Annotated in this window: 9 protein-coding genes and 1 pseudogene; 3 read left to right on the forward strand and 7 right to left on the reverse strand. The window is 50.3% G+C overall.

Annotation, left to right across the window (positions count from 1 at the left end):
* Positions 1-251 precede the first annotated feature (251 nt).
* Positions 252-533 (forward strand): IS3 family transposase, encoded by a 282-nt coding sequence (locus NVS32_RS10950; protein ID WP_368407205.1) that lies wholly within the window; start codon positions 252-254, stop codon positions 531-533.
* Between the two features lie 196 nt (positions 534-729).
* Here NVS32_RS10950 and NVS32_RS00005 read toward each other — a convergent pair whose 3' ends face one another.
* From NVS32_RS00005 to NVS32_RS00025, 5 genes are all read right to left on the reverse strand, one after another.
* The gene (locus tag NVS32_RS00005; protein WP_258498137.1) at positions 730-1,209 is read right to left on the reverse strand and encodes an ATP-binding protein; all 480 of its coding nucleotides are present in this window, start codon (positions 1,207-1,209) and stop codon (positions 730-732) included.
* 346 nt (positions 1,210-1,555) lie between these two features.
* Positions 1,556-1,768, reverse strand: coding sequence for a GtrA family protein (locus NVS32_RS00010; RefSeq protein WP_258498138.1), 213 nt, complete (start codon positions 1,766-1,768; stop codon positions 1,556-1,558).
* 53 nt (positions 1,769-1,821) lie between these two features.
* Positions 1,822-3,234 (reverse strand): KAP family P-loop NTPase fold protein, encoded by a 1,413-nt coding sequence (locus NVS32_RS00015; RefSeq protein ID WP_258498139.1) that lies wholly within the window; start codon positions 3,232-3,234, stop codon positions 1,822-1,824.
* 262 nt (positions 3,235-3,496) lie between these two features.
* Positions 3,497-4,882 (reverse strand): ApeA N-terminal domain 1-containing protein, encoded by a 1,386-nt coding sequence (locus NVS32_RS00020; RefSeq protein WP_258498140.1) that lies wholly within the window; start codon positions 4,880-4,882, stop codon positions 3,497-3,499.
* A 77-nt stretch (positions 4,883-4,959) separates the two neighbouring features.
* Complete coding sequence (locus NVS32_RS00025) at positions 4,960-5,613, reverse strand: hypothetical protein (RefSeq protein ID WP_258498141.1); 654 nt, start codon at positions 5,611-5,613, stop codon at positions 4,960-4,962.
* Between the two features lie 1,323 nt (positions 5,614-6,936).
* On the opposite strand from NVS32_RS00025, the pseudogene NVS32_RS00030 reads away from it, so the two are divergent.
* A pseudogene (locus NVS32_RS00030) lies at positions 6,937-7,983 on the forward strand (acyltransferase).
* A gap of 114 nt (positions 7,984-8,097) precedes the next feature.
* Here the strand turns inward: NVS32_RS00030 and NVS32_RS00035 are convergent.
* Together NVS32_RS00035 and NVS32_RS00040 are read right to left on the reverse strand one after the other, a co-directional pair.
* Entirely contained in the window at positions 8,098-9,207 is a 1,110-nt protein-coding gene (locus tag NVS32_RS00035) for an acyltransferase family protein (protein WP_258498614.1), read from the reverse strand.
* A 480-nt stretch (positions 9,208-9,687) separates the two neighbouring features.
* Positions 9,688-10,953, reverse strand: a complete 1,266-nt coding sequence (locus NVS32_RS00040) for a hypothetical protein (RefSeq protein ID WP_258498142.1) — start codon at positions 10,951-10,953, stop codon at positions 9,688-9,690.
* Positions 10,954-11,414: 461 nt separating this feature from the next.
* On the opposite strand from NVS32_RS00040, the gene NVS32_RS00045 reads away from it, so the two are divergent.
* Entirely contained in the window at positions 11,415-12,863 is a 1,449-nt protein-coding gene (locus NVS32_RS00045; protein WP_258498143.1) for a flippase, read from the forward strand.
* The last annotated feature ends 64 nt before the right edge of the window (positions 12,864-12,927 follow it).

A 12,927-nucleotide genomic window follows, 5' to 3' on the forward strand; every position in this document is an offset into this window, starting at 1 on the left:
GCGAAGTGTGGGAAATCGACAGAGCGAACTGTCGACTTTTACTTGACTGAATGCACTTCGACGGCTGGCCGGTGTGCTGGAGGGTGTCCCCGCACCCCGACGCGGGGCTGGCGCTCGGAACACTCGGGGACCTGGTCGCCGCCGTGCGCCCGACGTAGGGGAGGCCGCTGGTCCTGCACAGCGACGGGGGCGCGGTGTACATGACCGACGAGTGGGCGGCGGCGTGCGCCGCCGGCCACGCGGCGCGCTCGATGTCGCGCAAGGCCAGGAGCCCGGACAACGCGAGGTGCGAGGGGTTCTTCGGCACCCTCAAGAGCGACTTCTTCCACGGGACCGACTGGAGGGGCGTGACGTTCGCGGAGTTCCGCGAGGGGCTGGGCGCCTACATCGAGTGGCACGGGGGCGGCAAGCCGAAGAAGGCACTAGGACGGAGGACGCCGAGTGAGCACCGCGCGCGGAGCTGGGCTACGCGGCGTAGCGGTGGTCCAGAGAAACGTCCGGGGTCCCATTCCGCACACGCAAGCCGCTATTAGAGTCTGACGCACGCGAAGAGCTCGAATCTATGTTGAAAGAGATCAAAGAGGTCCCTCTCTCTTTGTCAGCGATACTTAGCGATACTTGGACACAGTGGAGGGAGAGCTGCGGCCAGCCCGTAGACCTGCGGCTTCTCTTGCCTACATACACCCAGAGCACCTCAATCATTTCCCTGGCGATACTTCATGATCAACTCTATGCCCAGTATGGGACGTATCGCATATTGCGAGGGGAAGCGGCTGGGTCGACCCGCTTGATGAGACCCGCAGTCATCGTGTCCTTGATGATTCTCATCGCTTGTGCTTTCTTTTCACCAAGCCCAAACGTCCGGCGGATGTCTGCGTTCTCTATGACCTCAAAGTTAACGTAAGCGAGGCATGCTTGCGTGTAGCACGTGCGGATGCGGTCTTCCTTTGTTGTGAGTTCGAAGGGAATGTGCGAGAAGAGCGCAACCTTTGTAAAGCGATCGCCCTGCGACTGAACGATAGGTGCAACCAACCCGTTGTCACACGTTGCTGCGATCACCTTGTCGTATCCGCTGCCGCGCTCTTCGCAAATGCCGCATTTATGCATGAATCCGGCAAGGTTCTCGTTACGGGATACGGGTACGGTATCGACCAGTCTCTCTACGCTAATCAGGGGAGCGCCCGCGTTCGAGATTGTCTGCAGACGCATTCATTAACGGTAACAGAACAAGGGGATGCGACCGGAGCAAACGGATGCATTCGTGTGGGAAGGTGGAGGATGAACAACTGAGGATACCGGTCGTTGACATATAAATACTTCACCCAGAGCCGGCCATATACCCCTTGGAAAGAGAGGTAGCTGCGGTTGAAATTTGCCATACGAATACCGCACTTAGCAGCATGCGTCTACCGCAGCGATACCCATGGAGCGCTGACTGCTACAACAGCCGCGCAATTGCAGACACGAATACCCACCGAATGACAAGCCGCGCCCATCTTCACATGCGCCATTAATCGCACGGCATTGTCGTCCGCATTGTGAATGACATCCTCCCCTACCCCGCGTCAAGCCAACGCTTGCGGGAGAAGAAGTTCCAGAACATCACCAGCGTGGTTGCGAGGACCTTCGTGAGCATGTACCACTCATCGCCGACGAGGCGGCCGCCCAGCCACATGATCGCCTCGTTCAGCCCCAGGCCGATGACGGAGAGTGTGACGAAGATGATAAACTCGCGCGTCCTCGAGAGCCCCTCACGGTGCGCGAACACGAGGTTTACTCAACGGGTCAATCCGCTACTCCCCATCAGCCCCCACAACAAGTTCAGGCGTCATCATCCTGCGCAATGGGAAAGCTAAGAGCCTTGTATACCTCAGCAGGAAAACTGTTTTCGTATATCCCCAGCTTCTGTCGAGTGCTTTTCACTTTCTCTCCACTGGCATCAGGAGAGAAGATGACTAGACATAAATCGTGTACGTACCTCTCTATTTCTTCCTCAGTTGGCCCACTCGGATTGCCCGGCGAATTTCGCCTAAGAGCACCGATACTTTCACGTACTGCATCAACGAATGCGGGGTACTTACGCCCCTCCTCATACAGAGAGTCAAAATCAGTACCGAGAGTAATCGATCGGAAGAGCTCGCTGTTCTCCCTTTGAATGAAGATAAGAACCGGAAGGAACGCACAGGTCGCAACCATATCCGCTAAACATAAATCGTAGAAATAATTATCTCTGCCCAAACACCTTTTGGCGTATCTTCTAGCACCGTCAAACTTGGGCAGAAGCCGCATCACATCCCTTGGAGTTAGCTCTCTGCTCTTGAGCAGCTCTATTTCCAACTCATCGAACCGAGACATTGCACTCGTCTTAAACTCCCTGCCCGTCACCACCCTGAACGCGTCGCATGGTGGAAGGGTCACACGGTAGTCGAAAAAGCGTTCGAGAAATCTTTGAGAGGCATATCCCCCGCCATAGACTCCCGCCATTGCCTTTGAAAGCTGGACCGAGTCAGCAGAAAAGACTGTGATTATATTTTCGCTTTGGAATAGGCTTTTCACCTGCTCAAGCAATCGAACGGCAAAATCTGGTCTGCATCGGTCCAGCTCATCGATGAAAATCACGAGCCTGTCTGCGACCTCAAGACTGCCGTTTTCCGCCATGGAGGCTATTGCTTCCCGAAGCTTGGCCCTTTGCCTGTATGCCTCGATTAAATCCTTGCCACTTAGGGCATTATGGATGCCGGTAGCGCAAGACTTAAGGGGAGATATTGCTCCTACCGCAGCATCTACCACCTTCAGCAACCACTTCTCCAGTTCTGGTTGCTTGGTTAGATAGTCTTGACCAAGTTGAGATGCCAACGCCGCGAACAGAGCGCTAATTGGATCTTCGGCATCATCATTATCCCAAGCGTTGAAGTAGAGTGCGAGAAACGTTGGACGATCATGCTCCGAAAGCGCTTCGATAACTTTTTTGATTCGCGAATCATGTACATCGACCTCTGAAAGCTGCGAACCATTCAGCGCATTCATGATGCATTGAGCCGACTTAACGAAGAACGTCTTTCCCTCGCACCAGGGGGCGTCAAGCATGACGGTGTAGGGGCCATCGATGCATTGCAACATCTCAATGAAAGCAACTAATTCTGCATTTCTACCGGCAGTATCCTCATTAATGGAGTCGGCTATGTTTTCCCAGGTAGGTTCCTTTTCAAGCCTCACGATTCTGCCGCCAGCCATTCTGCGCCCTTTCTTGTCTTTGGGGTACCGCCCTAAATTGAACTCTTGTATCACGCGCTACGGCTCATGCTATTGCGATATTACAAGACAAGCAGGCTGAGAATACCTAACGCCATCTTTCCTGACGGGGTCGGGAGTGGCAGGTAGAACAAGGATTCATCTTCCCGAAGTACTGGCAAGACGGCCACCTTTCATTTCTGGTGACCCCAGCCACTCCAAACACGTCACCTCAGCTCTTTACCTCCAGACAGACAGCCGGTCCTTAGACATGAAGTGAATAGTTCTCTTTTAGAGTTCGTCTCGCCACATTCATGAACGAAGAACTCTCAAAAGCCTCCAATATTGCATCAGGTGCATTAAGTCTTTTCATTTCGATCACGTACGCCAAGACAATCTGTGCATAGTAATGATTTGTCATCATTTCGTATTCGCGTTCATCACTTAACGCATGGGCACCCTCGTTCCTAAGCTTTATCTGCTCTTTCCGAAACCGTTTCCAATCGGGAATGAGCTCTTTGCCCCACCTTCCGCTCTCTTCATAAGCATGGTCAAGGAGCATGCCGTATGAGGGGCGTGATAGTAAGCTCAAAAGACCTCTAGCTCTGTCCTTAATCGAATTATCCGCTGCCGCAAGCATTGGTTCTACATACGATTCCAGCGTTTCCCTGTCATACAAATCCTCGGAATTCGCGCGAGCCAAGGATTCAAACATTGAAGTGGCTGCAAAAAGCAGCATATCAAAGGGCATATCCCAGTGCCCCAAAAGCGAAGTGAGCATGCTGCTTGCTTGAACCTCATCACCCTCCATTTTCATCCAGCAGTCAAACATTTCTGGGAGATAATCTCTCGCAATAGAAAAGGGAATGGGAACATTTCGATGATTCACATTTTTCTTTTCGCCCAAACAAGAGGCCAAATAGACGTTGACCGGGCGAACATCCCCGCGCAGGTATATGCGCAGGTCATTGATGTCCGGAAAAGAGCCAAAGCAGAGCGCTAGAAAGGACCGCGCTCTCGAGAGTTCATGCGACCACAGTTCATCAAGCGCAACCGCATCTCCAAAACTTATATGAATTCGTGCGAAGCAGGGCAAATATATGCCATTAGCGTTCCGTTTTATTCTCTCTATACCGTATTGAAGCTCAATTGAGCATCTCCCAGATTGGTACAGCAATAGAGCATCACTCGTGTCCTGGCACTCTATCAATGCTGCAACGCAATCAATTTCTTGAGAGGGGCAGACACCAACCCATTCCCTCAGTCCCTCGATTTCTAAGTCGGCGCTATCGATAAGAGCTGCCGGGTCGAATTCGTGATGAGAGCAATATACAACGCCGGCAGACAATCTCTCCCGGCTATTTCCTGGGCATGTCCATTCCACCCCCATTGATTGGACATCACCAAGGACAATATTCAGACCATCCTGCGTCTGCCCGAATAGATAGTCATACCGAGGCGGCTCTAAGCTAGCTGCGTAGCTCCCTGTTTCCTCCAATGTTCTTGTTTGGCTAATGTCTCCAAAAGGAATGTCCAGAACTGCCCCAGTTTCCCCTGAGAATTGGCAAACACCCTGAGCGTTGTTCTTTCCGGCTCTCATCTTTTCCCAGCTAAGGTTCCACTTAGCCATCTTCCAAACTTCATCTTTCATTCTGCCTCCAGACTAGAAGCCATAGAAAAGCTTGGAGAGCGTAACCGATTTGAGCTTATTTCCCTAAACGCTTTGGTCTAATTGTTGTATCCGAGTCCCTGCATACGATTTGAGGGGGCTATAGAAACCTCGTATCCACGAAGACCGAAGCCAGTCCTATTCAGCAGGTATTTATCATCTGTTGTCGCGAACTCTTCTTTCTCCATTTCATACATTTCATCCGAAGTAGTCTTTCGCTTCGAATGGTCAACTCTTAGGAATATCCGCGTAGTATCCAACCGCCTAAATGAATCGATAGAGAGTTTCGAATATTCATAACTACCGAACACCAGTCTGTCGAATGGCATTTTCTTGTTCCAGTGAGTTTCTATCCGGCGCTTTATATTGTTAGTACAGCCACAATATACCTGCTTATATTCATCTAGTACCATGATGTACTCGCCCTGCACCCCTTTGTAGGGCCGAATATCATCAATCTCAAAGAAGGAGTTGTGCAGACTCAGCCAACCTGCAAGCCATCTATCAAACGCATCGCGTGATAGGGACTCAAAATAGCGCATGTTCAAATCGTAGTTATACAGACATCCCTTCGTGTGCTTCTCGATTTCATTCTCATCCATGGGGAGGAACGAGAATATTAGAGACCCATCCTTGCGCCGTTCAATATAGTTCTCTCTCGTAAGGTGAAGCTGATCTGCACTCCTTCTAACGCTGGTCCCAAAGTGCCTCATTCATACCTCCGACAGGATGAGTTGCTTATTCTCTTACGATAGCGATTAGGCAGAACGGAACTAACTATTTTCTGGCAAAGCATCGGCCCCAGACGTATTTCAATACCCAGCTAGATCTTCTCTCATGTTCGTAGGCATTGCGGCCATGGCTCTTGAGAGCTCCGGCCTTCGGCCTCGTCGGCATGGTTCCGCGGCAGAATCCAATTAGCCTACATCCTTGGACCGCCGAAGTCCCTACCTAACTCGGCCGCCATCTTTTCCAATACCTCCTTTGTATTAGTATTCGTTAACTTCTCTCTCGCTGGCTTGAGGGCGAGACGGCTGCGGTCCCAAGCATGAAATAGTTTCTAGTTTGGGCATACGGCAACGCTGACCACCGTTGGCCACTACACTTCCCGACGCCAGAATCTCGGGAGAAGACGCCAGAGAGGGTCGATCAGCGCCGACAGGACGGAGAACGTTCGCGGAGGCGCCAGAACGGGTGAGACGATTGCATCAATCGACAGGTCGGCCGGCACGTCGGAGCCGATGATCTAAAAATTCGCGATGGTGGGCCATCTCTCGCCCGAGCCGCCGAGCACGGGGCAGCCGAAGAGCGAGGTCATCGCGATAAACGATTCAACGATAAACTCCTGGTGCGACAACTGCGGGAGTTGGCACAAGCAACGTCACACGGCCGTGATGATGTACGCGTGGCTCCAAGACAAGCTCGACCCCAGCAGCCCTTGCTCCACTCTTGCAGCGCCACGTCAGATGTCAGCGAGGAGAGATGGTCAGAGAGTGCGACTGCAGGGGATGTCAGAGGTTTCAGCTATCTAGCGCCGGTCACCGCGTCCCTTGAGCCCCAGCTCGATTTCGACAAGGCAGGTCTTGGGGGTTCACGACGTGATCGCCAAGAACGGACTCAATAGAACATTTGGCACCTTCGTGTCCTAGTAATGGACGAGCAGCTCCAAGAGAGATCCATGTAGGGGGGCACACTACTTCATACTGGAAATCACGTGCTACGGCAGGTAATCGCCTCGCTCATATTCTCCACCTAGCATAAGTGCAAGAGCTGGCACTCGCTCCTGAGCAAGGGCTTGTCTGCAGACGCGGTCATCCGCAGCACCATCTAGGTCCACATTGGAGAAATCTAAGCAAGACAGAAACTAGAGCTCAGACCTAGAAAAAGCATAACGGTAATGACATGGTTAGGAAGAATTCGATATTCAATACCGCACCAAAGGACAGCAGGCCCCCTCGGGATGTTCACTACAATAAAGCCATCTCGTGAACAGCCATTTCTTTCCGTTGCATTAGTGGCTACTGGGGATGCCGGGTATGGGCACAGCCGTTGAGACCAAACCGCGAAAGACCACTCTCTGCTTCGAATGGGCTCGGGGATTTGCAGCTGCAATGGTTGTACTTCTTCATGTCACACAGGGAATCATGTCAAACTACCCCATAGGCGCTATCGGAGAATCCCGCGCAATCATCTGGACCGTAACTCAGCTCCCTCTAGGACGCTGGGCGGTCCCCGTCTTTCTGATGATTTCCGGTGCGCTATTGCTCAATCCCGAGAAGCAGGCTCGTTGGAAAGACATTTGGAGATACGAGCGGCGCATGGCACTCGTACTCGCAACTTTCGGTTACGCATTCTGCCTGATGGAACAATATGCCGGAACGCGCCAGCTCTCGACTGAGCTCTTTGGAATCTCAATACTCCATCTGCTTTCCGGCAGGAGCTGGTCTCACCTTTGATACCTCTATGCCATGATGGGCATCTACGTGCTCCTGCCTATGGTAAAAGCCTATACGACCAGCGTCAGTCGAGGGGATTTGAGGACCTTTCTTATCATCCTTTTCGTGCTAACGGTGTGCATCCCCTCGCTCAATGGCGCGCTGCCCATCGCCGTCGACACCCTGATCTGGACACCGTCCTATCTTTTCCGCTTTCTGCTCGGCCACCATGCCCTCACTTACATAGACTCACCCCCCCGATTAATATCTGTCTGCATTTCCCTCGTAGTACTGGGATCCTTCGCCCAGATTTCATATATCGCCTCTGGTAACTACGGTGACTGGGTACGCTCGCCTTCCTCGGTATTCGTCGCCGGGATCTCGCTGATGGTCTTTCTTCTCTTCAAGGGTCACTGCGAGAAGCCGTATGGCCCAAAAGGCGTAGTCGCTTTCGCCTCCTCGTATAGCTTTGTCATCTACGTCCTACATCCCATATTCCTGAACATTGCATACAAGGCGCTTGGGCTAGGGCCGTGGGGTGCGCCGCCTGTGCTGTTTGAGCTAAGCATGTGGGCTGTGGCATTCTTCGGATCAGCGGTTGTGATATGGGTCATGCGAAAGATACCTGGCATGCGCAGAATTCTATAAATAATCTTCGTAGGAGCACTGACTGCTATCAAGGGGAGGTGACTGCTTTAGAAAGCCGTTTCGAGACCAGAAAGAACACTCGGAGGTTCAAGAGCGTGACGTGCCAACTCCCTGCTAATGGCTAGCATGCCTCAATCCGGCAATCCGCTCTTTAACCCTATTGATAACCCAAGCGACCAGTAAACTTCCGAGCAACCCGCAGAAGAAGCCGGCAAGTCTAGTTGAGGGGCTATAACGAACCCACGCACCAGCAACAAAGTCCTTTGCTGGAAAGTCACTGAATTCCGTACTTCCTCTAAGAATCTGGAAGTAAACGATGAAATTAGGAATGTTTACGAACATCAGGTGAGACATCATGATTGTGAAAGTATTCTCGGCAACAAAGTCGACAATCTTAACCCGTCCGATTCGGCTGGACATCATCTGCATGACCTTGTACCAAAACAGGGTCCCGGTGATGGAGGTACAGAGAGGCATCCACCAGGAATTGAAGTTCCTCATATTGCTCGTTGCAATGAAGTTCGCCTTATCGCCGTACACGCATATGAGTAGCACGTTGACCGCACAGCAAGCTCCGCAGGCATAGAGAAGCCTCCATTGCTCAACGTGCTTCTCCCAATAGAGACGGAACATTCTGCCCATGTGGTAAAACTGTAAATACCAGATGCTCCTGAGCACGAAGCGATAGATTCTCTTAGCTCCGGGCAGCCCATCCATGCATAGTTTCAAATCGACGAACCCGATAACTATCAGAAGGACAAGAAGTGCGTAATCTTTTTTGCGTTTGCCCAGACAAAGTAGGCGATTCAGAACCAGATAGCCAACCTCAACCCAGAAGAGCATTATCACAAACCATCCCGCCCCAGTAATGGAAGACAGAGGCTCTAAGAAAAGAAGGTTCTGGATTGTACGGAGATTGAACGGGCTTGAGAACCAATTGACAATTCCGCAACGATAAAGAATGTATGACAAAGCATCGCCAGCAAGGGACCAAATGATATAGGGGACTAACAGATGAAGCACCTTATGCTGTATCCCCTCTCCTACACCTCTGTCTTTAAAGAAATAGCCCGAGATAAAAACGAGCATTGGCATATAAAATGAGTTGTACGGAAAGACACTCGAAAGAATACCAACCCTTGTACTTACATGATCATCTATGACCATGATTATTGCCAGAGCTTCAAGCCACTGGAAGGTTTGATTACGCGACTTCGGCTTCACCTGGTTCAAGGCGAGGAATTCCTTTCGGGGTAGAGCAGCGTCTGTAATAATCGTTCTCATAGGATGAGAAATGAAAAACTGATCATTCTCGCGGAATTGGAGTCGTCCACATACCTCAGTTCGCTCCATTTCCTACAAGAAATGTAGGTCCAAATCATCCTAGGTACGGTTGCAACGCTTTTTCAAGAACGAGCCTCTACTATATGAAAAAGTGACTCCATTATCGGTCAAGACGGTTCCGCAGGCATCCGGGTAGCCATATAAGACGAGCGAAATAGGCTGCGATTTACAAAACGCGATAATATTCGTCAATCGTCCGCCCAAACTCATCCGATGGAACTCCCGCCAAGTCCCTCCCGAAGAATACTTCCGTCTCGAGTCGTCTGGTAATCAGTCCCTTATGCAACGTCGAGTGGATAACGCCTGCCTCATCGGATATGGGATTCCACTACGGCCAGCGGTAGTTGCGCCATATTACTACTAAGCGGACCCCGAGCTAATTTCATGATGGGGTAATTTCCACATGCTCGAATTGCATTTGCTGCCAATAGAGCGCCAAATCACGAACAAGAAGGTGTTATAAACAAGCTGTAATAGCTGAGGGTCGAATAGGGAATGCAACGCAACCACAAGTAAGATGACAGCCATCCAGCTATCATTGTTTCGGAAGCACTGCTGAGCCGAGATAATCAATGCCATCCAAGTAGCCATTGCAACCAAGACACCATTAATCACAAGAACGTGTACGTAAGAATTGTCGATAAAATTAGCATCACCATCAGGATGCGCCGCGGCATCCGTCAACCCATCACCTCCAGGGACCAACCCATTACCAACGAATTCAATATCTTGTCCGAATAGTGTCCAGCCATACCTATCAACTGATGCTGAAGTCTGCGCAAGACGATTGCTCAGAACCAAATTTGCAGACTTCCAGGCATCATTTTGCGGGTTATACAGCAAGGCAGCCAGAAGTGATATCACCGGAAACAGAACTACGGCTATACAGGCACAGCACTGCATGCACCTGCCAAAGCAGCGAAATCGTCCGGCGACTCCTCTCTTGAGAATAACTGCCGCCAACAGCGCAGCTAAACCTAGGACAAATGAATTTCTAGAATTTGTGAGCACAAATATGGAAGTATCAATGAATGCGAGTAGGACGATTACATAATAACTAATTCGCTCTCGGCGCAAATAAAGAACGAGTAGAACCATATTCAGGAAAAGGTGACTGAGAAGCGTACTGTATGTAAAGCCTAGATAGTATCGTACAGTCCCATCTGATCTGGTGTTGTAATAGTTGGGGATAAGACCGATCACAGAACCCAGGACAATGGCAGCACAGCCGCATCCCTCAACAATAAGCGTAAATTTCGCAATTTCACGAAAGTCAATATCGCGAGAGGCAAAAAAAACCAACGCCAAATCGATACACAAAGCGTCCTTAACGAGTATTAGCTGGATAACGCCAACGAAAAACAAAATTAAGGTCGGTATGCACGACTTTGTTATCGGGGTCTTTTCCCAGAGCACGGAAATAGCTGAGGACACAGCCAATATGAAGAGGGATCCGAAATGGAACAATGTATTCTGAATTGACCCATTTGGAAATGCCAAAAGCGAGAGGACAGACAGTCGGAAGAGCAGCAGCACCCCATACCCAACAAAGAAGGTCATTTTGCTCAAATGCTTATTGCTTTTGGTGGCAGCCTCGACGTTCATATAGGTCCAATCGGCATTCATTAAGTAATGTATATCTAATATAGTAATATATAAGGTATATTTGATACAAAAACCAGTGCAGGGATTAATTTATACCCAATCAATACCGGCAGTGACTTTATTCACTTTAGCTGAATAAGATATGAGGTTCGGAAATCTTCTTCCAAGAGATTCTGGCGAATAAAACCATCTAGTCGTCAGCTTTTCATCCTCCACGCTCTCGACAACTCATACTGTCGATAAACCATATATCAGGTAATGCCAGTTCACCGCATGCACCTAGAATCTATTTAGGTAAAAACAAAACTCTCCAAAGTATCCATGTCCAATACTTCCAGATCCAAACGCTCCGCTATCAGTTCCACTCGTTTTTATCCGGTACTCCCATTCATTAGTTAGAAACAAGTAATTCTGAGATATCATTCATATGAAGTCATTTTCACATCCACGACGATGCTTGGTTTTCGACGAATTGTAGAGACATGCCCAACTCAATTAAGAAGAACTTCGCATTTAACTCTGCGTATCAGATACTCAACGTCATCGTCCCTCTTATCACGACTCCGTATCTCTCCAGAACAATTGGCGCGAGCGGAAATGGCGTCTTCACATACACTCAGTCAATCGCAAACTACTTCGTTCTGTTCGCCCAGCTAGGAATCACCAACTACGGTGTCCGAGAGATAGCTTCGTGCGGGGATGATCGGAAGAGCCGTTCCGAGACGTTCTGGAACCTGTTCTCAATGAACCTCGTAGTGGGCATCGCCGTTACGGCGGTGTACTTTCTATACGCCTTCGCCATCGGGTCTAACCAGCTCCTCATCTCCCTAATCTGGAGCCTCTGGGTTATTGGCTCGGTTGTCGACGTAACCTGGCTTCTCAATGGCTGCCAGGAATTCAAGGTCCCCATGGTACGAAACTTCTGCACGCGACTTGCAGGGATGCTCTTCATATTTGCCTTCGTCCGCTCAGAGGGCGACACCTGGGCCTATGTCTTTGCAATCTCCGCCCCATATTTTATTAACGCCTTGCTCGTATGGCCCTTCGTAAAGCGCTACGTCGATCCCGTCCACCCTACTTGGGCGAAGATGCTTATGCATCTCAAGCCCAATTTCATGCTCTTTATCCCAGTGATTGCGACGAGCCTCTACACCCTACTCGATAAAGTGATGCTCGGAGGCATGGCTGGCATGGAGCAGACAGGCATATATGACTATGCAGAGAAGATCTCAAAGATGCCCCTTGCGATTATTACCGCTCTCGGCGCAGTTGTACTTCCAAAGATGACCGAGGTCATAGCTTCCGGCCGCCAGAGAGAAGCGGTGAACCTTGTCCGTGAGACTATGTGGTTTATGCAGGCATGCGCCATGGCACTTACTTTTGGCATCATTGCCGTGGCACCTGAATTTGTTCCCGTATTCTTTGGAGCCGGATACGAGGAATGCGTTCCGCTGATGGAGGTGCTCTCCCTCATCATTCCTCTCATCTGCGCATCAAACGTTATCGGTGTCCAATACCTTGTCCCCTCCCACCGAGACCGAGGCTTCACCGTCTCTGTGCTAACTGGTGCAGCAGTGAATATTGTGATTAACCTATTTGCAATTCCAGCCGCGGGAGCAATGGGAACAGCCTTTGCAACGGTAGCCGCAGAGGCGTCCGTGTTACTTGTCCAAGCTCAACTCGTGCGAGGGGAGCTCCCGCTACTGGAACACCTTCGGGATGCCTTGCCTTTTACCCTCATTGGGCTTTGCATGCTTGCGCTTATTCGTGCTGTGCACTTTATTCTTGCCCTCGCAGTGCTGTCACCAATTGTCATCCTGGTAATTGAGGTGGTTGTCGGAGGCCTCTCATACCTCGCGATGTCGTTCGTGTATTGCCGAGTAACGAGAAACTCGCAGTTTGCCAGGCTATTCCCCAAGCTCGCAAAGTAGTTTCCACAAGAGGCAATTAATCACTAATGGACTAATCCATTATCAGAGTATCTTTGTCATTTTA

This window comes from Tractidigestivibacter montrealensis (assembly GCF_024741235.1).
Taxonomy (GTDB): Bacteria; Actinomycetota; Coriobacteriia; order Coriobacteriales; family Atopobiaceae; genus Tractidigestivibacter; species Tractidigestivibacter montrealensis.

What these genes read in the sequence shown, in the direction of transcription:
- NVS32_RS00015 (WP_258498139.1), bottom strand. Translation starts at nt 3,234, where the DNA reads ATGGCTGGCGGCAGAATCGTGAGGCTTGAAAAGGAACCTACCTGGGAA.
- NVS32_RS00045 (WP_258498143.1), top strand. Translation starts at nt 11,415, where the DNA reads ATGCCCAACTCAATTAAGAAGAACTTCGCATTTAACTCTGCGTATCAG.
- NVS32_RS00005 (WP_258498137.1), bottom strand. Translation starts at nt 1,209, where the DNA reads ATGCGTCTGCAGACAATCTCGAACGCGGGCGCTCCCCTGATTAGCGTA.
- NVS32_RS00040 (WP_258498142.1), bottom strand. Translation starts at nt 10,953, where the DNA reads ATGAATGCCGATTGGACCTATATGAACGTCGAGGCTGCCACCAAAAGC.
- NVS32_RS00020 (WP_258498140.1), bottom strand. Translation starts at nt 4,882, where the DNA reads ATGAAAGATGAAGTTTGGAAGATGGCTAAGTGGAACCTTAGCTGGGAA.
- NVS32_RS00025 (WP_258498141.1), bottom strand. Translation starts at nt 5,613, where the DNA reads ATGAGGCACTTTGGGACCAGCGTTAGAAGGAGTGCAGATCAGCTTCAC.
- NVS32_RS10950 (WP_368407205.1), top strand. Translation starts at nt 252, where the DNA reads ATGTCGCGCAAGGCCAGGAGCCCGGACAACGCGAGGTGCGAGGGGTTC.